The organism is Pseudomonas fluorescens group sp., assembly GCF_020093335.1.
Lineage (GTDB): Bacteria > Pseudomonadota > Gammaproteobacteria > Pseudomonadales > Pseudomonadaceae > Aquipseudomonas > Aquipseudomonas petroselini.
This window is the reverse complement of record NZ_JAIOKW010000019.1, coordinates 26076-50551: the sequence shown is the minus strand read 5'-3', so window position 1 is coordinate 50551 and position 24476 is coordinate 26076. Positions and strand designations below refer to the sequence as shown.

23 protein-coding genes and 3 pseudogenes are annotated in these 24476 nt (G+C 61.6%); 11 read left to right on the top strand and 15 right to left on the bottom strand.

Features of this window, described 5'->3' with window-relative positions; genetic code table 11:
* The first annotated feature begins 1 nt into the window (after position 1).
* Positions 2-2152: a lipase family protein gene (locus tag K7431_RS19450; protein WP_012723351.1), complete on the top strand. Its 2151-nt coding sequence runs from the start codon at positions 2-4 to the stop codon at positions 2150-2152.
* Positions 2153-2161: 9 nt separating this feature from the next.
* On the opposite strand, the gene codA is transcribed toward K7431_RS19450, so the two are convergent.
* The 9 genes from codA to K7431_RS19405 all read right to left on the bottom strand — a co-directional run bounded on the left by codA (position 2162) and on the right by K7431_RS19405 (position 10425).
* The gene (gene codA / locus K7431_RS19445; RefSeq protein WP_012723352.1) at positions 2162-3397 is read right to left on the bottom strand and encodes a cytosine deaminase; all 1236 of its coding nucleotides are present in this window, start codon (positions 3395-3397) and stop codon (positions 2162-2164) included.
* A 27-nt stretch (positions 3398-3424) separates the two neighbouring features.
* Positions 3425-4630 carry a PucR family transcriptional regulator gene (locus tag K7431_RS19440; RefSeq protein WP_012723353.1) on the bottom strand — a complete coding sequence of 402 codons (1206 nt, stop codon included), beginning with the start codon at positions 4628-4630 and terminating at the stop codon, positions 3425-3427.
* Complete coding sequence (codB, locus tag K7431_RS19435; protein WP_012723354.1) at positions 4627-5895, bottom strand: cytosine permease; 1269 nt, start codon at positions 5893-5895, stop codon at positions 4627-4629. Before codB ends, K7431_RS19440 begins: the two co-directional genes overlap by 4 nt.
* Positions 5896-6086: 191 nt before the next feature.
* Positions 6087-6710, bottom strand: coding sequence for an NUDIX hydrolase (locus tag K7431_RS19430; protein WP_012723355.1), 624 nt, complete (start codon positions 6708-6710; stop codon positions 6087-6089).
* A 3-nt stretch (positions 6711-6713) separates the two neighbouring features.
* Positions 6714-7160, bottom strand: a complete 447-nt coding sequence (locus K7431_RS19425) for a GNAT family N-acetyltransferase (protein WP_043205126.1) — start codon at positions 7158-7160, stop codon at positions 6714-6716.
* 26 nt (positions 7161-7186) lie between these two features.
* Positions 7187-7384, bottom strand: a complete 198-nt coding sequence (locus tag K7431_RS19420) for a helix-turn-helix transcriptional regulator (RefSeq protein ID WP_012723357.1) — start codon at positions 7382-7384, stop codon at positions 7187-7189.
* Positions 7381-7755 (bottom strand): hypothetical protein, encoded by a 375-nt coding sequence (locus tag K7431_RS19415; protein WP_043205127.1) that lies wholly within the window; start codon positions 7753-7755, stop codon positions 7381-7383. Before K7431_RS19415 ends, K7431_RS19420 begins: the two co-directional genes overlap by 4 nt.
* A gap of 126 nt (positions 7756-7881) precedes the next feature.
* Positions 7882-8238 carry a 6-carboxytetrahydropterin synthase QueD gene (gene queD, locus K7431_RS19410; RefSeq protein ID WP_003190259.1) on the bottom strand — a complete coding sequence of 119 codons (357 nt, stop codon included), beginning with the start codon at positions 8236-8238 and terminating at the stop codon, positions 7882-7884.
* 1107 nt (positions 8239-9345) lie between these two features.
* Complete coding sequence (locus tag K7431_RS19405) at positions 9346-10425, bottom strand: hypothetical protein (RefSeq protein ID WP_012723359.1); 1080 nt, start codon at positions 10423-10425, stop codon at positions 9346-9348.
* A 158-nt stretch (positions 10426-10583) separates the two neighbouring features.
* Between K7431_RS19405 and K7431_RS19400 the strand changes: the two genes are divergently transcribed.
* Genes K7431_RS19400 through K7431_RS19385 form a run of 4 tightly spaced genes read left to right on the top strand, consistent with a single transcriptional unit; the run spans position 10584 to position 13223 of the window.
* Complete coding sequence (locus K7431_RS19400; RefSeq protein ID WP_012723360.1) at positions 10584-10886, top strand: PepSY domain-containing protein; 303 nt, start codon at positions 10584-10586, stop codon at positions 10884-10886.
* Positions 10886-11197: a PepSY domain-containing protein gene (locus K7431_RS19395; protein WP_012723361.1), complete on the top strand. Its 312-nt coding sequence runs from the start codon at positions 10886-10888 to the stop codon at positions 11195-11197. Before K7431_RS19400 ends, K7431_RS19395 begins: the two co-directional genes overlap by 1 nt.
* A complete protein-coding gene (locus K7431_RS19390) occupies positions 11197-11865 on the top strand; it encodes a response regulator transcription factor (RefSeq protein WP_012723362.1) in 669 nt (222 codons plus the stop codon). The genes K7431_RS19395 and K7431_RS19390 overlap by 1 nt, the downstream gene beginning before the upstream one ends.
* On the top strand, positions 11862-13223 hold the full coding sequence (locus K7431_RS19385; protein WP_012723363.1) for a sensor histidine kinase: 1362 nt from the start codon (positions 11862-11864) through the stop codon (positions 13221-13223). Before K7431_RS19390 ends, K7431_RS19385 begins: the two co-directional genes overlap by 4 nt.
* A gap of 68 nt (positions 13224-13291) precedes the next feature.
* On the opposite strand, the pseudogene K7431_RS31260 reads toward K7431_RS19385, so the two are convergent.
* Together K7431_RS31260 and K7431_RS31445 are read right to left on the bottom strand one after the other, a co-directional pair.
* A pseudogene (locus tag K7431_RS31260) lies at positions 13292-13807 on the bottom strand (methyl-accepting chemotaxis protein); the annotation flags it as partial.
* A 342-nt stretch (positions 13808-14149) separates the two neighbouring features.
* A pseudogene (locus K7431_RS31445) lies at positions 14150-15220 on the bottom strand (HAMP domain-containing protein); the annotation flags it as partial.
* Between the two features lie 448 nt (positions 15221-15668).
* On the opposite strand from K7431_RS31445, the gene K7431_RS19375 reads away from it, so the two are divergent.
* The 3 genes and pseudogenes from K7431_RS19375 (at position 15669) to K7431_RS31245 (ending at position 18882) form a co-directional block, all read left to right on the top strand.
* A complete protein-coding gene (locus K7431_RS19375; protein WP_162471077.1) occupies positions 15669-16988 on the top strand; it encodes a Na+/H+ antiporter family protein in 1320 nt (439 codons plus the stop codon).
* 214 nt (positions 16989-17202) lie between these two features.
* Positions 17203-18024: pseudogene (locus K7431_RS31250) on the top strand (cache domain-containing protein); the annotation flags it as partial.
* A 36-nt stretch (positions 18025-18060) separates the two neighbouring features.
* Positions 18061-18882 (top strand): methyl-accepting chemotaxis protein, encoded by an 822-nt coding sequence (locus tag K7431_RS31245; protein WP_370636135.1) that lies wholly within the window; start codon positions 18061-18063, stop codon positions 18880-18882.
* Positions 18883-19167: 285 nt separating this feature from the next.
* Here K7431_RS31245 and trhP read toward each other — a convergent pair whose 3' ends face one another.
* Positions 19168-20481: a prephenate-dependent tRNA uridine(34) hydroxylase TrhP gene (trhP, locus tag K7431_RS19365; RefSeq protein ID WP_012723367.1), complete on the bottom strand. Its 1314-nt coding sequence runs from the start codon at positions 20479-20481 to the stop codon at positions 19168-19170.
* Between the two features lie 224 nt (positions 20482-20705).
* Here trhP and K7431_RS19360 point away from each other — a divergent pair, with 224 nt between their 5' ends.
* The 3 genes from K7431_RS19360 (at position 20706) to K7431_RS19350 (ending at position 23376) form a co-directional block, all read left to right on the top strand.
* Positions 20706-20969 carry a DUF2790 domain-containing protein gene (locus K7431_RS19360; RefSeq protein WP_012723368.1) on the top strand — a complete coding sequence of 88 codons (264 nt, stop codon included), beginning with the start codon at positions 20706-20708 and terminating at the stop codon, positions 20967-20969.
* 26 nt (positions 20970-20995) lie between these two features.
* Entirely contained in the window at positions 20996-22204 is a 1209-nt protein-coding gene (locus K7431_RS19355) for a cytochrome c biogenesis protein DipZ (protein WP_043205129.1), read from the top strand.
* A 104-nt stretch (positions 22205-22308) separates the two neighbouring features.
* On the top strand, positions 22309-23376 hold the full coding sequence (locus tag K7431_RS19350) for an AI-2E family transporter (RefSeq protein ID WP_012723370.1): 1068 nt from the start codon (positions 22309-22311) through the stop codon (positions 23374-23376).
* A 2-nt stretch (positions 23377-23378) separates the two neighbouring features.
* Here K7431_RS19350 and K7431_RS19345 read toward each other — a convergent pair whose 3' ends face one another.
* The 3 genes from K7431_RS19345 to K7431_RS19335 form a co-directional block, all read right to left on the bottom strand.
* On the bottom strand, positions 23379-23561 hold the full coding sequence (locus K7431_RS19345) for a hypothetical protein (protein ID WP_012723371.1): 183 nt from the start codon (positions 23559-23561) through the stop codon (positions 23379-23381).
* A gap of 91 nt (positions 23562-23652) precedes the next feature.
* Complete coding sequence (locus tag K7431_RS19340) at positions 23653-23847, bottom strand: hypothetical protein (protein WP_010211349.1); 195 nt, start codon at positions 23845-23847, stop codon at positions 23653-23655.
* A gap of 235 nt (positions 23848-24082) precedes the next feature.
* Positions 24083-24436: a hypothetical protein gene (locus tag K7431_RS19335; protein ID WP_012723373.1), complete on the bottom strand. Its 354-nt coding sequence runs from the start codon at positions 24434-24436 to the stop codon at positions 24083-24085.
* Positions 24437-24476: the final 40 nt, after the last annotated feature.

Here is a 24476-nt window from a genome sequence, read left to right as displayed (position 1 = left end):
CATGATGTTGGACGCGCGGAAGCAACCTTTTTTCAGTGATAACAAGCCGGCTTGTCCATTGCGCGGGCATTGGGTGAGTTTTTGCCTGGCAGATGAACTCGGCGTTGGGACGGCCTACGGTGGGTTGCCTTACACCCTTCACGATAGCGCGGGGCAAGAATACAAAGGCAGGCTGGACGGAAACGGATTCGCCACACTCAAAGATATTTACTGTGGGCCTGTGGCCCTTGTTTTTGACGACCTGTATTCAGGAACGGAGCCGTTGTATCAGCAACTGATGTCGCGCCGAGCTTACAAGCTCCCTATCACCGAGCTTCAAATTCGGGCGGAACACACTCGATTTGCTCGCTCCGACGGTCGGCGTACTGAGGGTGATCCGGCTCAACCAACAACCAGTCGGTTTTATCAAGTTGAAGTTCGCGACTTGGTCCGTCATGTCGCCCACTTGCCACCGGTTACGCAGCGAACTCATCAACCCCAGCGGCACGCGTTAAAGATGCTGGAGGACCTTGGCTTCGGGCCGCCCCAATCGACCTTGGCGGGGATCGTATTATTTCCCAACAACCATACCGTCCTGGAGGTTCGGCCACTGCGAGCGTTGCGTCCGATGCTTTCAACCGAAGACAGCTTCTGTGCCTTGAACCTGTATCAGCTGGCGTTGATGGCCACCTTGAGTTATTGCAATTTCGGCCAGGAGCCACCTCAACGGCCTCGGGACGCAGTTCGATTCCCCTTCGACCCAAGCGTCGGTCATTTTTTTGCTGAAAAGCTCTCGGGTTATCACGAAGCCTGGCGAGTCGATGCAGATCAACAGCAACGGTTCTATCCGCTCTACGAAGAGGTCCCGTATTCCCGGCGCTTCGAGATTTTGCCTTTCGATCCCACGCTGTACCCCCAAAACCGACCGGAATTGGCGGAGAAGCAGGAGCACCCCGCGAGTTTGCATTTTTTTGACGATGAAGAATTTGGTACTGACACGCAGGCATTTATCAGTCATCACGATGAGGTGATCCTGATTGCGGTACGGGGTACTGCCAGCGCTGCAGATGGGCTACGGGATGCAGACGCTCATCAGGTGGCTTTCGCCGAGGGTATCGGCAAGGCGCACGAAGGGTTTTATCAGGCTTATCGGGCGATGCGTGATTTCGTGCTGCATTACCTCACTCAGTTTCACACCGGCCAACGAATAATCATCTGCGGCCACAGCCTGGGTGGCGCAATCGCTTTGCTCTTGGCAGAAGGCCTGCGCCGAGCGCCGGAGGGGAACTACAACATCCTCCTCTACACCTACGGTGCCCCGCGCGCCGCCGACTCCGAATTCACCCTCGGTGCCTCAAGCCTGGTCCACCACCGCATCGTCAACCACAACGATCCGGTCCCCAGCGTCCCGGCTCCGTGGATGAACACCACCGCCAAACTCTGGATCCCCGGCGCCGTCACGCTCTTCAGCGCTCCCGCGTCCGGTGGCCTGCTGTTTGCGGCCGGCCTGGTACGTTTCGGTGGCAATCCCTACCAGCACCATGGCGAACAGCAACACTTCATGCCGATCATGCTCGCAGATGGCACGCATTCTTCAGTGTTGTGGAAACCTGGTTGTGAGTCCATCCAGGAAGCCGGCTGCAACCGAGCGTTGCAACTCCACGGTGACATGCCTGACCGTGACAACCTGCTGAAACAGCTGTTTCAGGCCAATCAGCACTTCATGACCGCCAGCTATATCCCAGCCGCCTGGGCGACGCTACGTCGGTGGCAACAAACCCAGGAAAGTAGCGGGCCCTTGGTCACACCGAGAGAATTTGAACGGCTCGATCACGCACTCGAAACCATGCGCCAGCAACTGCGCAACAAACGCCGCGAACTGGTCCGCCTGAAGCCCGCCAACGATCGGGGCTATGAGCACAACGAAGCCTTGAACGCCGAGATCGACCGCTTGCACACCAGTCGTGAGCGCCTTGCGACCCTGCGCTGGCGCCGTTTGGAAGCCCGTGATGTCTACGGCAGTCAAGCCCACAGCGCCAGCTTGCAACCGAGCCTCAGGCGCTGGTTCAGCCACCGTGAAAACCGCGAGCTGGCCCAGGTCGCCAGTATCCCTCCCGCCATGCCTGGCGAATGGGGGAGGGCGCAAACACTGGATATCGACTCGATTGCCTGAACAGAGCCTTTACACAAACTCCACCTGCGCCGGCTGACGTTTCATCAAGACCTTGCCGTTGCGGATCGAGTAAAGCGGCAGGCCCTGGCTACGGATGACCTCGTAGTCGCTGTGCGCCGAGAGGATCAGCAGGTTGGCTGGCCGTCCAGGCTCCAGGCCGTATCGTTCGCCCAGGGCCATGGCTTTGGCGCTGTTGTCGGTCACCAGGTCCAGCGCGCTTTGCAGGTTGCGGTAGCCAAGCATGTGGCAGATGTGCAAACCGGCTTCCAGCACCCGCAGGATGTTGCCGTTGCCCAAGGGGTACCAGGGATCAACGATGGAGTCTTGGCCGAAGCACACGTTCATGCCGGCCTCCAGCAGTTCGTTGACCCGAGTGACGCCACGGCGTTTCGGGAACGTATCGAAGCGGCCTTGCAGGTGAATGCTCTCGGTGGGGCAGGAAACGAAGCTGATACCGGAGTGCCCCAACAGGCGGAAGAGCTTGGCGCAGTAGGCATTGTCATAGGAGCCCATGGCGGTGGTGTGGCTGGCGGTAACGCGAGCGCCCATGTCACGGCTGCGGGCTTCTTCGGCCAGCACTTCGAGAAAGCGCGAATGCGGGTCGTCGGTTTCGTCGCAGTGCACGTCCACCAGGCAGCCGGTGCGTTCGGCCAGGTCCATCAGGAACTTCACCGAACTCACGCCCTGGTCGCGGGTGTACTCAAAGTGAGGGATGCCGCCGATTACATCGGCGCCGAGGCGAATGGCTTCTTCCATCAGTTCGCGACCGTTGCGGTATGACTCGATGCCTTCCTGGGGGAACGCGACGATCTGCAGGTCGATCAGGTGCGTACTTTCCTGGCGCACTTCCAGCATGGCCTTGAGCGCCGTGAGGTCCGGGTCGGTGACGTCGACGTGGGTGCGCACATGTTGGATGCCGTGGGCGGCCAGGGCCTGGATCGTTTTTTTGGCGCGGGTCTTGGTGTCTGCCTGGGTGATGGTGGCCTTACGTTCGCCCCAGCATTCGATGCCTTCGAACAGGGTGCCGCTCATGTTCCAGCGCGGCTCGCCTGCGGTCAGTGTGGCGTCGAGGTGGATATGGGGTTCGACGAAGGGCGGAATCACCAGATTGCCGGCGGCGTCCAGGTCGTCGGCCGCGGCAGTCGTTGTACCCGATTGGGGGGTGATGCTGGCGATCCGGCCATGTTCCAGGTGCAGATCATGCAGGCCTTCACGGTTGCGCAGGCGGGCGTTGATGATGTGCATGGGCAAGTTCCTCTTGGCTAAAAACAATCAGGCAGACAGCCGCCAGATCATCAGCGCAATGCCAATGTCCAGGCGGTCATAAGCGTTATCCAGCGTCAGGCCGCACAGGGCTTCGATGCGCTGGACACGGTGTGTCAGGGTATTGCGGTGCACGGCCAGCCGTTGGGCGGCGGCCACAAGGTTACCATTCTCGTGAAACCAGGCTTCCAGGGTCGGCATCAGGCTGGGGCCATGGTGCACGTCGTGGCGCAGTAATGGGCCGAGGCGTTCATTCAGGAATTGGTCGAGCAGGGCGCGATCACGCACACCGCTGAGCAGTTTGAGCACGCCCAGTTCGTCGTACATGCAGAGCCCGGCCCGCTCGCTGAAACGCCGCGCAGCGGCCAACGCCTGGCGCGCTTCATCCTGCGCCTGGGCCAGGCGTACCGGTGGGTGCGCGGCGGCGCTGAGGCCGATAAACAGTTTGAGCGGCGCCAGGCGCAGGTTCAGCGGGTTGAGCCAGTTGGCCAATTGCTGGCGGTTGGCCAAGGCGGCGACAGCGTCCGGCGCCGGCAGCAGCAGTGTCCATTGCCCGGCCCGTCCGAGTACCGGCAACCCGGCAGACACCTGACGCAAACGCCGACTGATAGCGTCATGTTGCCGCGCCAGCTGCGCCTCTACATAGGCGGCATCGCCCTGGGCAAACAGCCATTCGCTGCCTTCCAATTGCAGTTGCACAACCTGCCAGTGCCCGGCCAGCGACAGGCCCAATTGCACTGCACGATGCAGCAGCAAATCCAGGGATTGGTAATCGCCGGTCAGCAAGCGCTCCAACACATCGTGCCGCGAGCGCCCCAATTGCTCGGACTGGATCAGCGCCGAGCCAATGGCCTGGGTCACCAGCACCATTTTCAGCGAATAAGGCTGTTCGATCAGTGGCATGCCGGCGGCTTCGGCAGCCTCCAGCAAACGCGGGGGAATCGCCTGGATATATGCCGGCCCCGTGAGTATCACCAACCCAGCCACTTGGCGCTGACAGGCTTCATCCAGCAATTGCAGCAAGTTGGCTTCATCCCGTGGGTGATTGATCCCGGTCACGAACACCAGCTCGCCGCCCAAGACCCATTCGGCAATCCCGCTGTTCTCCGCGACATAGGGCCAGCGCACGGTATTATCCAGGCCAACGGCGCCTGCGCGCAGGCGCATTGATTCCAAGCCCGGCAGGGCCAGTACATCGGCAAGGGTCAGGCTCATGCGCGGGCGTCAGCCAGCGGCGCGCGCACCCGGAGTACGGTGGTGAGCACGATGTAGGTCAACGACGCAGCAACGATGCCCACCAACGGCGCGACCCAGGGCGAGCTGAAGGCCAGCACCGTGCCCACCGCATACGCCACCAGCCCAGGCCAGTTGAACGCCGGCAGGCGAGCGTCGGCCAGGCGCGGATAGTGGCCGCGGTAACGGTAGAAGAAGTCCGCCATGATCACCCCGCCAATCGGTGGGATCACCGTGCCCAGCAGGATCAAGTACGGCACCAGCAGGTCGTACATGCCAAGCAATGCCAGCAGGGTGCCGATCACCGCGCCGGCCAGGGTCACGGTCTTGCGCCGCTTAGTGCGCAGCAGGTTGCAGCCGGCCACCGCGAAGTTATAAATGGTGTTGTCCTGGGTGCTCCAGATGTTGAGCAGCAACATGGCCATCGCTGCCATGGCAAAGCCCTGCAGCAGCAACACTTCGACCACATCCGGTTGTTGATAGACGATGGCACCGTAGGCGCCGATCAGCACCATCAAGCCGTTGCCGATAAAGAAACCGATCAGGCTGGCCAGCACCGCCACCTTGGCCGAACGCGAAAAGCGCGTCCAATTGGTGGCCTGGGTCGCGCCGCTGACAAAGGTGCCGAACACCAGAGTGATTGCCGTGGACAAGTCCAACGCACCGCTCGGCACCACCGCCAACAACCCCTCCAGCCCGCCGACTTTCACGGTCGCTACCCACATCGACAGACACAGCAGGATGCCCATCGCCGGCACCGCGATGTAGGACAGAATCTCCAGCCCGCGATAACCAATATAGGCCGTGGCGCAAAACACCAGGCCAAACAGCACCATCAACGCCAGCACGCTGCCCTGGCTCAGTTCGAAATACTTGCCCAGCACCACGGCGGCCGTGGCGGTACCCCAGGCGTACCAGCCAATCTGGGTAAAACCGAGGATCAAGTCGCTGAGCTTGCTGCCCAGTTCGCCGAAGCAGAAGCGCCCCATCAGCACCGAATTCAGCCCGCTCTTGAACGCGATGTAACCCAGGCCTGCGGCGTAGATACCCAACAACAGGTTACCCAGGGCCACGACGCCGAGCATGTCGATAAAGCTGAACGCCACCCCCAGCTTGCCGCCGGCAAACATGGTCGCGGTAAAAAACGTAAAGCCCAGCAGCACCATGGCGGTCGACGCCAGGCCTTTGCGCGCATGCATCGGGACTTCGCTGAGGGGGTAATCATTGCCCGGTTCTTGCTGCGTCATGTGCCTTGCTCCCTGAATGAGTGACGCAGGCCTACTGCACCGTGCGTGCCAAACCGGCGGCAGTGACAGGCGCACGGTCGACGCTGTGCATCGTGCACACTATTTATAGCCAAACACGGGAGAAACGCAGGAAGAGTTGTACGCCGTGCCCAGTCGGGCACGAAAGCGGTGCAGCGGTGATACAAATTGGATCAGTCGAACAGCGTGTAGGTCGTCTCGCCGCGATGAAAGGCGAATGCCGCCTCCAGATCACTTTCGATGGTGCGCCCACGGGACAGCGGCGGCAGCGCATCGAGGCGGAAAAAGCCCACTTCCGTAGTCTCGAAACCCGCCATCGGTGCGCACTGATCCACCGGTTCACACAGGAAGTACAGCTTGTAGAAGTCCCGCACGTCCGGACGATACAAACCCTTGGCCTTGTGCGTGACGCTGTACAGCGCCCGCGCGGTGACCGTCAACCCGGCTTCCTCGCGAATCTCCTTGACGATGTTTTCCGCTGCCGACAAACCGATATCGGCATAACCGCCCGGCAACGCCCAGCAGCCATCGGTCAACTCGCGCACCAGCAGAATTCGGTCGTCCTCGATGATTGCACCCCGTACGTCGATCATCGGTGTCGAATAGCGCTGGGCAAAGTCGGTGACTAACCCGGTGATGCGCTCCAAAGGCACATTGCCCAATTGCGCGAGCATGCTGTGGGCAATCGCGGCAATTTCTTCCAGGCGCTCGCGCTCGAAATCATCAGTGCAAAAGTGCAGCCCCGTGGACGCCAACGCCTGCAAGCGTTTGGCTTGGGCCAGCCAGGTGTTTTCCATGGGTTACTCCTGGAGTTGTTTGGTCATGTATACGCGGTGCAGGCCATGTTCTTCGGCCCGGTGGGTTTCGACATAGCCACGGCGCGTGTACAGCCTGATGTTCTCGGCCATGGTTTCATTTGTGTACAGGCGGATGGCGGCGAAGCCTGCGGCGAGCGCCTGTTGCTCGGCAAAATCCATCAGCAACCGCCCGAGGCCCAGGCCCTGGGCATCCGGGGCGACGGCCAGATTATCCAGCAGCAGTGCGTCATCAGCATCCAGCAGGATGATAAAACCCTGAACCCGCCCGGCATTTTCCAGCACGTGTACGCCTCCGGCTTTCACTTGTTGGTGATAATCCTCCAGCATCGGCCCTGGCTTGCGGCCGATCCGTTCGATGTACGGCGAGTAGGCCGCCTGGACGATAGCCTCGATGGCAGCAACATCAGCAACAGTGGCGAGGCGCATCATTGCAATGTGCTCCTTTGGACAGTCGATCAATCTGTCGGCGCTTCGAAGATCCCTTCGATAGGCCGTTCGAACACCTTGGCAATCTTGAACGCCAACGGCAAGCTTGGGTCGTAGCGGCCGGTCTCGATGGCATTGATGGTCTGGCGCGATACGCCAAGGCGCTCGGCAAGGTCGGCCTGGGACCAGCCCAGTTCCGAGCGTAACTGACGCATCAGGTTATTCATTGGTAGCGCCTTGTGCCGATGATCGTGGCCACGCACCAGACGCCACCCATGATCGGCCACACCATAAAGGCCGATAAGCGTGGGAAGCCGGCAGTTTCCAGGAAGCCGTAGCTGAAGGTCGTGAGCGCCGTGCACACAAACGCCACGGCCAGCGCGTCCAGCTGGATCTTGCGGCCCATTTCATCCATGGCGTTCAGCCGGCGGATGATCGTAACCGCCATCGCGATCATCGGAATCACTGGTAGCAAGGCCAAGGCGATTTTTGCGGCGCCGTCGGACATGGACGACACATAGGCGCTGGAAATGACGACGCACAGCATGTACGCCAGCATTATCACCGCGAATTCCACCAGAAAGCGTTTGACCGACATGACCCTCTCCACAAGTAAAGGGTGCTTTACATTAGGTTTGGATTATTGCCGTGTCAAGGATGCTTTACATTGGGGGTGGCAGACGTAAAAAAACCACCCGCAGGTGGTTCTTCAACGCGCAATCGCTTACTCGCCGCGATAGATGCAACCGCTGGTGCAAGTCTCGTGGATGCGAATCGCACTGAGCTCAGGCAGCAGGGGTTTCAGCTCATTCCAGATCCACTTGGCCAGCACTTCGCTGGTCGGGTTTTCCAGGCCTGGGATGTCATTGAGGTAGTTGTGATCGAGACGTTCATAGAGCGGTTTGAAAATCGCCTTGATCTCCGAGAAGTCGCGAATCCAGCCGGTATGGGGATCGAGGTCGCCGCTCAGGTGGATCGCCACCTTGAACGAATGCCCGTGCAGGCGCCCGCATTTATGGCCTTCCGGTACGTGGGGCAGGCGGTGGGCGGATTCGAATGTAAATTCCTTGAAGATTTCCACAGTGTTTTCAGCTCGGTCGGTGTCTGGCAGGCGGCGAGTTTAACAGCTTGATCCCTTGGCGCGCATACCGTCCCTCGCTGTATAGGTATCTACTCGGGGTATGGCGCTGGAACTGTGTTGAGGGAGCTTGCTCCCGTTGGCTGCCTGACAGCTGACCGCCATCTAACGGTTACCCCGCGATCCAAATGTGGGAGGGGGCTTGCCCCCGATAGCGGTGTGTCAGTCGATTCATCAGGTGACTGATTCAGCGCCATCGGGGCCTCGGCATCTACACAATTCTGGCTATGGCGCTGAACCTGTGGCGAGGGAGCTTGCTCCCGCCGGCGGCCTGACAGCTGACCACAATCTAACGGTTACCCCGCGATCCAAATGTGGGAGGGGGCTTGCCCCCGATAGCGGTGTGTCAGTCGATTCATCAGGTGACTGATTCAGCGCCATCGGGGCGTCGGTATCTACACAATTCTGGCTATGGCGCTGGACCTGTGGCGAGGGAGCTTGCTCCCGCTGACGGCCTGACAGCTGACCGCCATCTAAATGTTACCCCGCGATCCAAATGTGGGAGGGGGCTTGCCCTCGATAGCGGTGTGTCAGTCGATTCATCAGGTGACTGATTCAGCGCCATCGAGGCATCGGTATCTACACCACTCTGGCTATGGCGCTGGACCTGTGGCGAGGGAGCTTGCTCCCGTGGCGGCCTGACAGCTGACCTGGATGCTGGATCAGACCGGGTACATATCCGTTATTTAGGTAACGGCCGCTATGGGTTCCGCTTTTACAGCGGCTCACTTTTGAAAAGCGCAAAAGTAAGCAAAACGCTCTTGCCCCAACACTCGGCACCTCGCTCACGCTCGGTGTGCCCGTAATCCGACAGGGATTTGGGGGGCCGCCGCCACGCGCCATCCATGGCGCGGGGCGGCTAAACCGGCATCCCTGCCGGTTTACCCCCCAAATCCCTGTCGAATTCCGGCCAGCGTGTTTGACGGGGCGCCTGAGATCAAAAGCGAGATCAAGATCAAGATCAAGAGCGGCTCGCTTCGCATCGTGGTTAGTGGTTGAGGGGCTGCACAGTTGTGTCGATAACTTTGGTTATCGCTGGTAAGCCGCCGTCTACAAGACTTGTAGTCTCTCGCCCAATCCGCCGTTATCCGCCAATGCCAGAAACTCATCCCCTAGCCGCCGGCTTTCGCTCATCGCTGTCTGCCAGTATTTGTTGCGGCTTGGGTCGTCGCCCATGAAGCGCTTGAAGTCGCTGCGGTCCGGGAGTTTGCCGTGGGGCAGACGGGCGAGGTAGTCCTTGGATGGCGCCAGCAGTAACACGTCCTGCAGGCCCTGTGGGTTGCTGCGCCGCCACGGCAGGCCCTTGTCGAACCAGCCGGGGATGACCCGGTCGGTGAAGTGCGGGTACAGCACGATGTCATCGCCGTGGTAGGGCAGGTCGAGGTGGTAGTCCAGCAGGCCGCCGTCGCGGTAGGTGCCGGCGCCTGCGCCGGGCAGGTCGCGCACGCCTTGCATGACCATCGGGATTGAGCCCGACGCCAGCAGTGCCTGGCGCAGGTTGCCCAGTTCCAGGGCCAGGAAGCGCGAGGGGAAATCCTTTAGCGGGTGCACGGGCGGGGCCTGGCGCGGGTCGTGGATGATCAGCCGTTCGAAGTGCCGCGACAGCCGCGCGCGGCCGCGCAGGTTGTCGGCGATTACTGAGGACAGGCCCAGCCCGAGGCGCCCACGGTGGTCATCGGCAAGCAGGCCATGGCTCTTGACCACCATGATGTTGAGGCGGTAGTCCGGGTTGTCCAGCACCCGTGCATCGCGGCCGGCCAGCAGGTCGTCGAGCATGCGCCGGCAGCTGTGGCTGACTTCGGCCATGGTCACGCCTTTGGCAAAGCGCTGTTCGTTATATAAGCGGCCAAGGTCCAGCAGGCCTTGCACCGGGTCGGGCAGGCAGGCGCTGGCAAACCGCCACGAACCGATGGACGCGCCGATCAGCGCCCGCTCGCGTGGTGCGCGGGGCAGCCAGTTGCCGAACAGCGCCAGGTCCAGGCCCTGGATGCCCAGCGCCTTGGGGCCACCGGCCGCGCCGGGCAGGATGCCGACATCGGCAGGCTTGAGGCCTTGCTCGCGAATCCGGGCAAAGGCGCGTTTGCCGGCCTTGAGGGTCAGGGCGGGAAACTTGATGTGGATGGCTGTCATACCGGTCTCTGTTGAAGCGAGCGGGGCAGTATAGAAAATCTCGCGGGATGAGGGAAAAAGGTCAGGCCTGGAATTGCCATGGTGGCAATTCAGTTTCAGTTAAGTTGCAGCGCGTACGGTGGCTGGCGTAGGAAAACATCCTGTAACGGAGACTTATCATGAAGCGCCTCACCGCTCTGGTTGCCGCCGGTATCATCGCTCTCACGGCGACCCAGGCCCGAGCCGTGGACCCCGACAAGCCACTGAAAGTGCCGGCCACTGTTACTATTGTCGCCTTTGACCAACTGGAAGCGGCGGCCCTGGCCCTGCACCCCGGTTCAACACTGCTGGATACCGACCTGGACGAGGCCTATGGCAAGTACGTCTACGAGGTCGAATTGGAAGATGCCCACGGCATCGAATGGGATGTTGAATTGGACGCGCTCACCGGGCAGGTTCTCAAGAATCATCAGGATACGTAATGAAGGTAAATTTACGCGCCGGCAGTCGCGTGGCGCTGGTGCTCATGGCATTTTGCTCCAGCCTGGCGGCCCGCGACCTCAATCAGGATGAAGCCTTGGCACTGCGCCAGCAGGGAATAATCCTGCCGCTCGAACAGCTGTTGCATCAGGCCATGGCGCGCTATCCCGGCTCACGCCTGCTGGAAGCCGAGCTGGAAAAGAAACACGGGCAATATGCCTATGAAGTGGAACTGGTGACCACCGACGGTGTGGTGCGCGAGATCAAGCTGGACGCGAGCACCGGTGTGCTGATCAAAGACGAGGAAGACTGATGCGCCTGCTGCTGGTGGAAGACAACGTACCCTTGGCCGATGAACTGTTGGCTGGCCTCCAGCGCCAGGGCTATGCCGTCGATTGGCTGGCCGACGGGCGCGATGCCGTTTACCAGGGGCGAAGCGAGCCCTACGACCTGATCATTCTCGACCTTGGCCTGCCCGGCCTGCCTGGACTCGAGGTGCTGGCACAGTGGCGTGCCGCCGCGTTGGCAATCCCGGTGCTGATTCTCACCGCCCGCGATTCCTGGGCCGAGCGCATCGAAGGGCTCAAGGCCGGCGCGGACGATTACCTGGCCAAACCCTTTCACCCTGAAGAGTTATACCTGCGTATCCAGGCGTTGTTGCGCCGTTCCCATGGCCAAACTAACCAGCCCACGTTGCAAGCCGCCGGCCTGCACTTGGATGAAGGCCGCCAGTGCGTGTTGCGCGATGGCGCCGAGATCCAGCTGACCGCCGCCGAATTCCGCCTGTTGCGCTATTTCATGCTGCACCCCGAACAGATCCTGTCGAAAAGCCACCTGGCCGAGCACCTGTACGATGGCGAGACCGAGCGGGATTCCAATGTGCTGGAAGTGCACGTCAATCACCTGCGCCGCAAGCTGGGCCGCAGCGTGATCGAGACCCGGCGCGGCCAGGGTTACCGGTTTGGCGCCAACCCTGCATGAGGTCGATCCAGCGGCGCCTGAGCCTTGGCCTTATCAGTGTGATGGTGATCGTCGGCGTGGTGCTGGCGCAGACCAGCCTGTGGTTGTTCGAAGCCGGTTTGCAGCGCTACCTGGAAGCTGGTCTGCGCAACGATGCCGAAAACCTGCTGGTGGCTCTGGTGCGCGGACCCAACGGCGTGCAGCTGGATGAACAACGCCTGTCGCCGGCCTATCAGCGGCCGTTTTCCGGGCACTACTTCCGCATCGATTTTGCCGAGACCCACTGGCGCTCCCGCTCCTTATGGGACCAGGAACTGCCGCGCCTGCCCGAGATCGGGCTCAAGGGCAATCTGCAACTGGGCCCGGAAGGCCAGCAATTGCTGGTGTTGCGTTCGGACTACAAACGCTTCGGCCAGTCGATTTCCATCAGCGTGGCCCAGGACTACACCCCGGTGCGTGAAAGCTTCCGCCTGATGCGTCAGATCGGCCTGGTGCTGGGGTTGGCGGCGCTGCTGCTGGTGTTGGTCCTGCAGCGGGTCACCGTACGCCGCGCATTGCGCCCGCTGGAAACCGCGCGCAACCAGATCGCCCAACTGCAGCAGGGCCAACGTTCGCAGCTCGACACCCAGGTACCGCTGGAGCTGGAGCCGTTGGTGGCGCAGATCAACCACTTGCTGGCCCACACCGAAGACAGCCTCAAGCGCTCGCGCAATGCCCTCGGCAACCTTGGCCACGCGCTCAAAACCCCGTTGGCGGTGCTGTTGAGCGCGGCATCGAGCGAAGCGCTCAAAGATCGTCCTGAGGTGAGCAAACTGTTGCGTGACCAGTTGGAGCAGGTGCAACAACGCCTCAACCGCGAACTTAACCGCGCCCGCCTGGCGGGTGAAACCCTGCCCGGTGCGTTGTTCGATTGCGATAAAGAACTGCCTGGCCTGCTCGCCACCCTGACCATGATCCACGGCGAGCACCTAGACCTCAGCTACCACGCTGCGCCCGGCCTGCAGTTGCCCTGGGACCGTGAAGATCTGTTGGAACTGCTCGGCAATCTGTTGGACAACGCCTGCAAATGGGCGGACGCCGATGTGCGCCTGAGCATCATCGAGACTGAGCACAGCTACCGGTTGGCGGTGGAAGATGACGGTCCCGGCATTCCCGAAGCGCAGCGTGACCAGGTGTTCAGCCGTGGCGCGCGCCTGGATGAACAGATAGACGGCCACGGCCTTGGGTTGGGGATCGTGCGGGACATTGTCGAGGTGTGGGGCGGGGTGTTGCAGTTGCACGAAAGTGAGTTGGGTGGGTTGAAAGTGCTGATCGAATTACCCCGTGTGAGGGGGCTTGCTTCCGATGGCGGTGTGTCAGCCAACGCCTCTATCGACTGATTCATCGCTATCGGGAGCAAGCCCCCTCCCACTGTTGATCTGCGTCAGTTCAGGTGGCGTGCAGTCGCTCAGACGCGGAACTGATCCATCAACCCCTGTTGTTGATTCGCCAGGCTGTTCAATGCTTGGCTCACCCTGGCCGACTCATTCGCCTGCTCCGACAGCGACTCGGTCACATCGCGAATGGTTGCCACATTGCTGTTGATCTCCTCGGCCACTGCGCTTTGTTCTTCGGCGGCGCTGGCGATTTGCAGGTTCATGTCGCTGATCACTGTGACCGCATCGCCAATCTGACGCAGGGCAGTCACGGCCTCGCCGACTTGTTCGACGCTGCCCTGGGCCTGGCGATAGCTGTTACCCATGGCGCCGACGACATCGACGGTGCCGCTTTGCAACTGCTCGATCACCAGGCGGGTTTCTTCCACCGATTCCTGGGTGCGTTGCGCCAAGTTGCGCACTTCGTCGGCCACCACCGCAAAGCCACGGCCGGCCTCACCGGCGCGGGCGGCTTCGATGGCGGCGTTGAGGGCCAGCAGGTTGGTCTGCTCGGCGATGCCGCGAATCACTTCCAGCACCGAATCGATCTTCTCGCTATTGGCGGCCAGGCCTTCGACTTGGGCCATGGCGGTGCTCATGTCCGCCGCCAGGTGGCCGATGTTGGCGGTGGTGCGGTCGATCACGGTCAGGCCGTCGCGGGTCGCCTGGTCGGCTTCGCGGGCCGCTTGCGCCGCCTGCGCCGCGCTGCGCGCCACGTCCTGGGCGGTGGCGCTCATTTCGTGGGAGGCGGTGGCCACCTGATCGACCTGGCGGTACTGCTGTTCCATGCCGGCGCTGGTTTGCGTGGCAATGGCGGCGGACTGGTCGGCGGTGCCACGGGCGTCCTGCACCGAGCGTTTCACCTCGGCGATGATCGGTTGCAGCTTGTCGAGGAAACGGTTGAACCAGCCGGCCAGTTGGCCCAGCTCATCCTGTTTGTCGTAGGCCAGGCGGCGAGTCAGGTCGCCTTCGCCGCTGGCGATGTCTTCGAGCATGTGTGCCACGCCGAGGATCGGCCGGGTCACACTGCGCGCCATCAGCCACACCAGGATCAGGCCGACCACGGCTGCAATCAGGCCCAGGCTCAGTTCCAGCAGGGTGCCCTTGGCATTGTCGGCATCCAGTTGGGCTTTCAGCGCTTCGGCGGGGGCCACCAGGACGTTCTCTGGCACGTCCAGCAACACGCCCCACGGTTTGCCCTCCGGAATCGGCGCAAACGGTGCCAGTACCTTGAGCTGATGGTCGCTGCGCAGGCTGCGGATCTGTGTACTGCCGGCCAGGGCGCTGATCAACTGCGCACCGTTGGTGGTGTCGACCTGGTCCAGGCGCTGGCTGAGTTTGCTCGCGTCCGGACTGTAGCCGGCGAGCAAGCCGGTGGGGCTGAGGATGCTGACTTGGGTCTGACCGTCATACAACTTCTGGCTGGCCTGTTGGCTCACGGCCTGCAGGCTGTTGAGGTTGATGTCCACCGACAACGAAGCGATGACGTTGCCATTGACCATCAGCGGGAAGACGATGCTGGTCATCAGCACGTTTTGCCCATCGATCTTGTAGAAGTAGGGCTCGATCACGCAGGGTTTGAGGGTCGTACGCGGGCAGGTGAACCAGGCGTTGGCCTTCTCGCCGCTGGGGCTGAGCTGGGTATTGGACATGTCGCTTTCCGGCAACGCCATCGAGGTCAGCTTGCCCGGCGTCGGTTGCGACCAGTACAGGGCGAAGCGGCCCTTGTCATTACTGCCCAGTTCGGCCTGGCCGGCGAATAACTCATCCTTGCCGTCCAGGGCGTTGGCTTCGAACACCAGGGATAAACCGAGCAAGTCCGGGTTGGCCTGCAGGGCGGCCTTGACTTGGCGGGTCAGGTCTTCACGGGTGTCGAAGGCGTCGAGGAAGCGCTTTTCAGCCTGCTCACGCAAAAACAGCACCTGGCGGGAAAAACCGTGGCCGTATTGGTAGGCGTCCATGAATTGGCGACGAATGCCCAACGCTTGCACTTCACCCTGCGCCTCGATGCGCGCCTGGGCGGCTTCATCCAGCATCTGCATGCTGGAGGCTTTGACCTGCTGAGAGCTCTGCGCCATGCGATACAACGAAAGACCCACCAGCAGGGTCACGATCCCCAGCAGGCACAGGCCGGCGAGCAGGGTGATTTTCCATTGAATAGAGAGCTGCCTAAGCGACATCGGAAATCCTTAACCTAAAATACAAACAGAGGCTCTGTATCGGCGGTTTCAGAGGTTTCTTTATTAAAACAGTCATCCTCACCACAGGTTTTTTGACATGCGGGCCCACCTGCTGCAAAGTGCGCGCCCTCTAATAAGACCTCCTTCAAGCCTGCACGCTGGCTGCCATCCGATGGCTGCCTGGGCGCGGGCATGCCTGTTTTTTATGTTTCTGCTTGAGGTAACCATGATTAACGCAGTCATTGCCGCGGTCGGCACCATGCTGGTGCTCAGCCTGTCCCGCGTGCATGTGGTCATCGCCATCATCGTCGGTGCCCTGGTCGGTGGCCTTACCGGTGGCCTGGGTATCGACGCCACGCTCAAAGCCTTCAATGGCGGCTTGGGCGGTGGTGCAACTGTGGCGTTGTCCTACGCCTTGCTCGGCGCTTTCGCCGTAGCGATTGCCAAATCCGGCCTGGCCCACGCCCTGGCCGACAAGGCGCTGCTGCTGGTCGACCGCCAGGAAGCCACCGGCGGCAGTCACGTCAAATGGCTGTTGATTGGCCTCCTGTGGGTGGTGGCGATTGCCTCGCAGAACATCCTGCCGATCCATATCGCGTTCATCCCGCTGTTGGTGCCGCCGCTGCTCTACGTGCTGACCAAGTTGCAACTGGACCGCCGCCTGATCGCCTGTGTGATGACCTTCGGCCTGATCACGCCCTACATGTTCCTGCCGGTAGGTTTCGGCAATATCTTCCTCAACCAGATCCTGCTGGCCAACGTGGCCAAGAGCGGGGTGGATATCAGCCAAGTCAACGTCACTCACGCCATGAGCCTGCCGGCGCTGGGCATGGTGGTTGGCCTGCTGGTGGCGGTGTTTGTCAGCTACCGCAAAAAGCGCGTGTACGACCTGGAGAAAATCGAGCGGGTCGAACAGGTCGCGGTGCAATACAACCCGCTGACCCTGCTGGTGGCCGGCGTGGCGATTGCCTCGGCGTTCATCATCCAACTGTGGCTGGACTCGATGATCATCGGCGCCCTGGCCGGGTTTTTGATCTTCTCGGTGTCGGGCATCGTGCGCTGGCGCGACACCGACGACCTGTTCACCGAAGGCATGAAGATGATGGCGATGATCGGCTTCATCATGATTGCCTCGTCGGGCTTCGCCGAAGTGCTCAAGGCCACCGGTGACGTGCGTTCGCTGGTGGAAACCTCGGCGGCGTTCATCGGCCATAGCCGTGGGGTGGGCGCGCTGCTGATGTTGCTGGTGGGTTTGCTGGTGACCATGGGCATCGGTTCGTCGTTTTCCACGGTGCCGATCCTGGCGGCGATTTTTGTGCCGCTGTGCGTGCAACTGGGCTTCAGCCCGGTGGCCATCGTGTGCATCGTCGGCACGGCGGGTGCCTTGGGCGACGCCGGCTCACCGGCCTCGGACTCCACCCTCGGCCCCACCTCCGGCCTGAACATCGACGGCCAGCACCACCACATCTGGGACACCGTGGTGCCGACGTTCCTGCACTACAACCTCCCGTTGCTGGCGTTCGGCTGGCTGGCGGCAATGACCCTTTGATCTTCTGACTTGTAGTGAGCGGGCTTGTCGAATCGTCGCACCGCCCGCGCTGGGGGGCGAAGCCGCCCCAAATAGATCCATCCCATTTTCTCAGGGAGACATCAGTGCCTGGTTTGGGGCGGCTTCGCCCCCCAGCGCGGGGCAAGCCCGCTCACTACAGATATCTCTTGTGCGGCCGATAGCTTTTGAAGTCGCCTAATAAGAGAGAAAAGCCATGCGTCTGAGCCTCAAGGCCAAAGTCCTTTCACTCGCCGTAGTGCCGGTGTTGCTGTTCGCCGTGGTCATCAGCCTGACCACCGTCTGGATCCTGCAGGGTCAGGCGCGCAACGAGGTGGAGGAAACCCGCCAGCGCCTGCTCAACGATGCCAAGGCCACTCTGCAAAGTTATGTCGAAGTGGCCATGACCACCATCAAACCGCTCTACGACGCGGCGGCCCCCGGTGATACCGCCGCGCGTACCGAGGTGGTCAAGCTGCTGTCCAACACCCGCTACGGCAAAGATGGCTACTTCTTCGGCTACGACTCCGAGACCATTCGCCTGTTCAAGGGCAACAGCCCCGACGGCGTCGGCAAGAGCTTCAAGGACAACCGCGACCCCAATGGCGTTTACGTCAACCGTGACTTGGTCAAGGTCGGCAAGGACGGCACCCACTACCTGCAATACAGCTCGACCCAGCCGGGGCAGACCGAACTGGTGCCGAAGATGGGCTACACCGAATACCTGCCCAAATGGGACATGGTCATTGGTACGTCGGTGAACCTGGATGGCATCGAGGCCCAGGTCGCCGTGGTCGAAGCCAAGGTTGAGAAACGCATGGAAGGCGTGCTGCTGAGCATTCTCGGCGTGGCCGTGGTGGTGCTGTTGGTGATCGCGGCCGTCGGTATGGTCATGGCCAATACCATCCTGCGCCCGCTGCACCTGATGAAAGCCAACCTCGACGATATCGCCGCCGGGGAGGGCGACCTGACCCGCCGCCTGGCCATCACCAGCCAGGACGAGCTGGGCGATCTGGCGGGCGCGTTCAACCGTTTTGTCGACAAGATCCACGGCCTGGTGCGCCAGATCACCGAGATGACCACCCAACTCACCGGCCTGGTCAGCCAGGTCTCCGATCAGGCCCAGCGCTCCGAGCAGGCCATGGAGCGCCAGCGCCACGAGACCGACCAAGTCGCCACCGCGATCAACCAGATGTCGTCCGCCGCGCAAGAAGTGGCGCGCAGCGCCCAAGGCGCTTCGGTGGCCGCCCAGCAAACCGATGCCGAAGGCCAGGCCGCCAAGCGCGTGGTAGACGGCAGCATCGCGCAGATCCATGCGCTGGTGAACGACATCCGCAGCAGCGGCGTGTCCCTCGACAGCTTGCAACAGGACGTGTCCTCCATCGTCAGTGTGCTCAGCGTGATCCGCTCTATTGCTGAACAGACCAACCTGCTGGCGCTCAACGCCGCGATCGAGGCCGCACGGGCAGGGGAGGCCGGGCGTGGTTTTGCGGTGGTGGCGGATGAAGTGCGCGCGCTGGCCAGCCGCACGCAGACCAGCACCCAGGAAATCCAGGGCATGATCGACCGCCTGCAAAAAGGCACCGAAGCCGCCGTGGACGCCATGCGCCGCTCCAGCGATGCTGGCGACGGCACCTCGGCCAAGGCCAACGAAGCCGGGGCGTCCCTGGACACCATGGCGCAGTTGATCGGCACCATCAATTCGATGAACGCGCAGATCGCCAGCGCCGCCGAAGAGCAGACCGCCGTGGCCGAAGAGATCAATCGCAGCGTGCATCAGATCGCCGTGGCGGTGGACAGCGTCGCCGATGAGACCCAACTGGGTGCCCAGACCTCGCGCAGCCTGGCGGATCTGGGTCAGCGTTTGGGGCAACTGGTCGGCCAGTTCAGGATCTGATCAGCCATAGCTTCAGCGTATGTTGGCCTAACGTTAATACGAATATACCTATCACCGCCCCTCAGTGAGACGTGAGCCCTTACCACAACAGGGGCTCATCTCATGTCACTTGCCGACCTTACCGACCCGCTTCAACGCCTGGCTGAACTCGATACCCACACGGTTTCCGATGCACTGGATTTCCTGCAACTGCCTGGCGCCGTACCTGCGGATCGCCTACGCCTTGGATGAGGGTTCGTTGCGCCAAGCCTGCGCGGCGATCCACCGGTTCTGCGTGGCGACCCGTTAGACGTCGCGCATCAGCAAACCAAAGCGCACGTCCATCTCGGCCGGAAGCGGCACATACACCGTGTGCCCATCCCCCGGCGCCACGTCGATGGCCTCGCCCTTGATGGTGTGCAAGGTGGCCAGGTCAAAGTGAAAGTTCCCGGCGGGCGTCATCAATTCCAGATGATTGCCCACGGCAAAACGGTTCTTCACCTTGACCTCGGCCAACTCGCCCCGACGCTCGCCGGTCAGCTCCCCGACGAATTGCTGGCGCTCCGACACCGAACTGCCGTTCTGGTAGTTCTGGTATTCGTCGTGCACATGGCGGCGCAGGAAGCCTTCGGTGTAGCCGCGCTGGGCCAGGGATTCGAGGTCGGTCATCAGGTGGCGGTCGAAAGCGCGACCGGCTACCGCATCGTCGATCGCCTGGCGATACACCTGGGTGGTGCGCGCGCAGTAGAAGTGCGATTTGGTGCGGCCCTCGATCTTCAGCGAATGCACGCCCATGTGGGTCAGGCGCTCCACATGCTGCACGGCGCGCAGGTCCTTGGCGTTCATGATGTAGGTGCCGTGCTCGTCTTCGAAGGCGGGCATCTGTTCATCAGGGCGGTTGGCTTCTTGCAGCAGGAAGACGTGGTCGGTGGGCGCGCCTATGCCCAGCGTGGGCTGACATTCCTGGACGATATCGCCCGTGGCGTTTTCCACCGCCGGGGTCGCCTGGTACTTCCAGCGACAGGCGTTGGTGCAGGTGCCCTGGTTGGCATCGCGCTTGTTCATATAGCCCGAGAGCAGGCAGCGCCCGGAATAAGCCATGCACAGGGCGCCGTGTACAAACACTTCCAGCTCCATGGCCGGTACTTGCTGGCGAATCTCGTCGATTTCTTCCAGGGACAATTCCCGTGACAGGATCACCCGGCAGATCCCTTGCTGCTGCCAGAACTCCACGCTCGCCCAGTTGACCGTATTGGCCTGCACCGACAAGTGGATAGGCATCTGCGGGAAGTGGCGGCGCACCAGCATGATCAGCCCCGGATCGGACATGATCAGTGCATCCGGGCCCATGGCGATCACCGGGGCCAGGTCCTTGAGGAAGGTCTTCAACTTGGCGTTGTGGGGGGCGATGTTGACCACCACGTAGAAACGCTTGCCCAGGGCGTGGGCTTCCTGGATGCCGAGGGCCAGGTTGGCGTGGTCGAACTCGTTGTTGCGTACCCGCAGGCTGTAGCGCGGCTGGCCGGCGTACACCGCATCGGCGCCATAGGCGAAGGCGTAGCGCATATTCTTCAGGGTGCCGGCGGGGGCGAGCAGTTCGGGGGCGAGGATGGGAGGCATGGGCACGGGTCGCAAAAGGTCGCGAAGGTAGCCGAGCGGCAGCGGCGGTTTATTGATCCAGGTCGTCCTTTGAGCTTTTTGTATCGCTGTGTATCGACGGGCGGCGTGGATACGTGGGGATTTACACGCACGGGTTTTCGACACAGACGCGATACCTGCGGGCCTTCTAATGGATTCCAGCGAGGCACACCGCCTCTCGTCATCGAACCCTGGAGCCTAACGCCATGAACACCAACGCCATGTACGCCGCCTGCCTGTGTGCTGCCCTGAATGTCTGCACCTTGTCGGCCCGCGCCGAAGCCAGCGTCACTGCGCACACCTACGACTACAGCACTCACTTGGACATCAAGCAGGTAGTGTCCATGACTCAGGATCCCACGCCAGCCTGCGGCGTGGTCAATGCGCGCATGACCTACCTGGACTCCCACGACAGGACCCAGGTGCTGGACTACCTCAAGTTCGGCGACGGTTGCATCGGCGATAACTGATTGCTTGCGGCCATAAGGTGAACATCATGCTACTGATCGCATTCCTGGGCGGCATCCTGACCGTCCTCAGCCCTTGTATCCTGCCGGTGGTGCCGTTTCTGTTCGTCGGGGTTGGCCGAACCCGCCGTTCGATCCTGCTGACGCTTGGCGGCATGGTCCTGACCTTCGCGCTGGTGTCCAGCCTGGCGGTGACCAGCAGTGAGTGGGTGGCACAGGCCAGTAATACCGGCCGCCAAGGGGCGCTGATGGTGATGGTGCTGTTTGCGCTGTCGTTGATCTCGGCGCGGGTTGGCGCCTGGTTGGCGCGGCCGTTCGTGCTGTTGGGCAACCGCATTGACCCCGACCACCGTGCACAGTCCGGCGCGCTCAAATCGCTGTTGATCGGCGTCGCCACCGGCTTGCTGTGGGCGCCGTGTGCCGGACCGATCCTGGGCGTCATTCTGACCGGTGCGATGCTGCAAGGCGCGAATGCGCAGACCAGCGTGTTGCTGGTGGCATATGGTTTGGGCAGCGCGTTGTCGCTGGGCACCTTGATTGTTGCGGGACGCGGCCTGGTCAACCGGCTCAGGGCCTCGATTCCGGTCACCGGCTGGCTGCGCCGTGGGGCAGGGGTGGCGGTACTGGCGGCGGCGGTGGTGATGTCCACCGGGGCCGACAAAACCCTGCTCGCGGGTACGTCGTCCGAAGGCGTCAGCAGCTTGGAAAAAGGCGTGCTGGAACAGGTTCCCAAGGGGGTGGATGACCGGGTGAGCAAGGTCAAGGCCGATCCGGTACCGGCTAACGCGCAGGGCGCGATGCCGTCGCTGTACGGCGCGGTCGAGTGGCTCAACTCACCCGAACTCACGCGCGAATCCTTGAAGGGCAAAGTGGTGCTGGTGGATTTCTGGACCTACGACTGCATCAACTGCCAGCACACGCTGCCCTATGTGAAGCAATGGGCGCAGAAGTATGGGCAGCAGGGCTTGGTGGTGATCGGCGTGCACACCCCGGAATACGGCTACGAGCGCATCCTCAGCAACGTCAAGGACCAGGTGCGCAAGCTGGGTATCACTTACCCGGTGGCTGTCGACAACCACTACGCGATCTGGCGCAGCTTCGACAACCAGTACTGGCCCGCCCATTACCTGTTCGACGCCGACGGGCAACTGCGTTACACCCACTTTGGCGAAGGTCGTTATGAGGTTCAGGAACAGATGATCCAGGCGTTATTGGACGAAGCTAAAGCCCTCAAGTGAGGCGGTCTATGCTTGTTCGATAACCCAGGGGCACTCCCAGGTTTCGCTGCGGACTAAGCAACGGGGCCTACACGGGGCTGCTGCTTTTCTGACATGGATCGGACATGAATCAAACCAACCTGCAATTCAAAACCCTGCTGTTGCTCCTGGGCCTTGTGACCATCGCCTTCATCTGGATATTGCTGCCGTTCTACGGCGCAGTGTTCTGGGCGGTGATCCTCGGCATCATCTTTGCCCCGATGCAGCGTCGCCTGCAGCAGCGCTTTGGCTGGAACCGCAACTTCACCTCCCTGGCGACCTTGAGTGCCTGCCTGATCATCGCGATCCTGCCGGTGATCATCACCAGTGCCTTGCTGGTGCAAGAGGGCGCGACGCTTTATAAAAATGTGGAAAGCGGCAAGCTGGACGTGGCGGGGTATATCGAGCAGTTCAAGAACGTGCTGCCGCCGTACTTCCAGCACCTGCTCGACCGCTTTGGCATGGGGAACCTGGAAGGCTTGCGGGAGAAAATCGTCAAGAGCGCAATGCAAGGCAGCCAGTTCTTTGCGACCCAGGCGTTCAGCTTCGGCCAGGGCACGTTTGATTTCCTGGTGAGCTTTTTCATCATGCTGTATCTGCTGTTCTTCCTGCTGCGCGATGGCCCGGAGCTGGTGCGCAAGGTGCGCACGGCGGTGCCGTTGGCCGAGCCGCAGAAGCGCCGGTTGCAACTCAAGTTCAATCGCGTGGTGCGTGCCACGGTCAAGGGCAACGTGCTGGTGGCCGTGACCCAGGGCGCGTTGGGCGGGTTGATCTTCTGGTTCCTGGATATCCCCAGTGCGTTGCTCTGGGCGGTGCTGATGGCGTTTCTGTCGTTGCTGCCTGCGGTGGGCGCCGGGATTGTGTGGGGGCCGGTGGCCGCTTACTTCCTGTTGAGCGGTTCGATCTGGCAGGGCGTCGTGCTGGCGCTGTTTGGCGTGTTTGTGATCGGCCTGGTGGACAACGTGCTGCGCCCGATCCTGGTGGGCAAGGACACCAAGATGCCGGACTACCTGATCCTCATCTCGACCCTGGGCGGCCTGTCGGTGTTTGGCTTGAACGGCTTTGTCATCGGGCCGCTGGTGGCGGCGCTGTTCATGTCCAGCTGGGCGTTGTTTGTGGAAAGCAAGCCGCGAGTCAAATTGCCATTACCGTAAACCTAGGCATGCAGCCTGAAGGTCGAGGCTTGTTGCAGCTGTTTTTCGGCTGCGGACAAGGACGTGAGCGGGCCGCTGATGGCCTCGCCATCGCGAACTACGTACCAGCACGCGAGCAAACCCAGCTCCCGAAGTGGGGCGGGGACGGCGCTGCCGATGACGGACATGATCTGAACAGTGGGCATAAGGACCTCCAATCGCTATGGGGGTCACCTTACGGGGCTGGGCGGCCGAGGAAAAATCACCTGGCTCGATAGTCGACATCGACGCGAGGCGTCAGTCCACGACCTGGTCGAGCATGTTCACCACTTCCTGCTCGCTGAGCAGGCCTTTGCGCACCAGGTTTTCCGCCAGCAGCGCGAGGAACTTGGCGCTGCGGTGGCCTTCCAGGTGCTTGAGCTCGGTGAGGGCGCTGTAGACCTTGCTGGATGTACAGAGGCCGGCGGTGCGGTGTGGGTTTTGCGTGGGCATGGTCAGTCGTCCTTGTTGTTATTGAGTGGACAGAATCGATAGTGGAAGTATGTCGTGACATAAACATGACAGCGCGAGGCCCGTTCGGGCAAGTAGACATTGATGTCGATGATGTGCGAATACGCGTCTGGCATTGTCCTCGGAACGACCTTGGCGCGATAAATCCAGACTTACCAGACAAAATCCAGGCAAAAAAAGGCCCCGCAACCTGCGAGGCCTGTTTCAGATCAGTCGATTACCAGCCGCGGCCGTAGTAGCCGTGGGGAGGGCCGTAGTAGCCACGCGGTGGGCCGTAATAAACCGGCGCCGGACGGTAGTAAACCTGTTGTTGCACATACACCGGTGGTGGGGGTGCGTAATAGACCGGCGGCGGAGCGGCATACACCGGCTGCGGTTGCACATACACCGGCTGCTGCACATAGACCTCACGCGGCTGGCTGGCAACCACGGAGCCCACGACTGCGGCGCCGACTAAAGCACCCAATACGGCCGGGCCACCCCAACCACCACCGTGGGCGGAGGCTTGGCCTGCCATAGCGAGTGCGCCAACAAGCAAGGCGATCTTGGGGATTGTACGAATCATGGTCATTCCTCGGTTAGCCCCTGCGCTTGTGGTCTGTAATCAATAG

Bases quoted from the DNA above. Each gene is read 5' to 3' on its own strand.
- K7431_RS19450 (WP_012723351.1), top strand. From the start codon at position 2: ATGATGTTGGACGCGCGGAAGCAACCTTTTTTCAGTGATAACAAGCCG.
- codA (WP_012723352.1), bottom strand. From the start codon at position 3,397: ATGCACATCATCAACGCCCGCCTGCGCAACCGTGAAGGCCTGCATGAT.
- K7431_RS19440 (WP_012723353.1), bottom strand. From the start codon at position 4,630: ATGAGCCTGACCCTTGCCGATGTACTGGCCCTGCCGGGCTTGGAATCA.
- codB (WP_012723354.1), bottom strand. From the start codon at position 5,895: ATGACGCAGCAAGAACCGGGCAATGATTACCCCCTCAGCGAAGTCCCG.
- K7431_RS19430 (WP_012723355.1), bottom strand. From the start codon at position 6,710: ATGGAAAACACCTGGCTGGCCCAAGCCAAACGCTTGCAGGCGTTGGCG.
- K7431_RS19425 (WP_043205126.1), bottom strand. From the start codon at position 7,160: ATGATGCGCCTCGCCACTGTTGCTGATGTTGCTGCCATCGAGGCTATC.
- K7431_RS19420 (WP_012723357.1), bottom strand. From the start codon at position 7,384: ATGAATAACCTGATGCGTCAGTTACGCTCGGAACTGGGCTGGTCCCAG.
- K7431_RS19415 (WP_043205127.1), bottom strand. From the start codon at position 7,755: ATGTCGGTCAAACGCTTTCTGGTGGAATTCGCGGTGATAATGCTGGCG.
- K7431_RS19405 (WP_012723359.1), bottom strand. From the start codon at position 10,425: ATGACAGCCATCCACATCAAGTTTCCCGCCCTGACCCTCAAGGCCGGC.
- K7431_RS19400 (WP_012723360.1), top strand. From the start codon at position 10,584: ATGAAGCGCCTCACCGCTCTGGTTGCCGCCGGTATCATCGCTCTCACG.
- K7431_RS19395 (WP_012723361.1), top strand. From the start codon at position 10,886: ATGAAGGTAAATTTACGCGCCGGCAGTCGCGTGGCGCTGGTGCTCATG.
- K7431_RS19390 (WP_012723362.1), top strand. From the start codon at position 11,197: ATGCGCCTGCTGCTGGTGGAAGACAACGTACCCTTGGCCGATGAACTG.
- K7431_RS19385 (WP_012723363.1), top strand. From the start codon at position 11,862: ATGAGGTCGATCCAGCGGCGCCTGAGCCTTGGCCTTATCAGTGTGATG.
- K7431_RS31245 (WP_370636135.1), top strand. From the start codon at position 18,061: ATGACCACCCAACTCACCGGCCTGGTCAGCCAGGTCTCCGATCAGGCC.
- trhP (WP_012723367.1), bottom strand. From the start codon at position 20,481: ATGCCTCCCATCCTCGCCCCCGAACTGCTCGCCCCCGCCGGCACCCTG.
- K7431_RS19360 (WP_012723368.1), top strand. From the start codon at position 20,706: ATGAACACCAACGCCATGTACGCCGCCTGCCTGTGTGCTGCCCTGAAT.
- K7431_RS19355 (WP_043205129.1), top strand. From the start codon at position 20,996: ATGCTACTGATCGCATTCCTGGGCGGCATCCTGACCGTCCTCAGCCCT.
- K7431_RS19350 (WP_012723370.1), top strand. From the start codon at position 22,309: ATGAATCAAACCAACCTGCAATTCAAAACCCTGCTGTTGCTCCTGGGC.
- K7431_RS19345 (WP_012723371.1), bottom strand. From the start codon at position 23,561: ATGCCCACTGTTCAGATCATGTCCGTCATCGGCAGCGCCGTCCCCGCC.
- K7431_RS19340 (WP_010211349.1), bottom strand. From the start codon at position 23,847: ATGCCCACGCAAAACCCACACCGCACCGCCGGCCTCTGTACATCCAGC.
- K7431_RS19335 (WP_012723373.1), bottom strand. From the start codon at position 24,436: ATGACCATGATTCGTACAATCCCCAAGATCGCCTTGCTTGTTGGCGCA.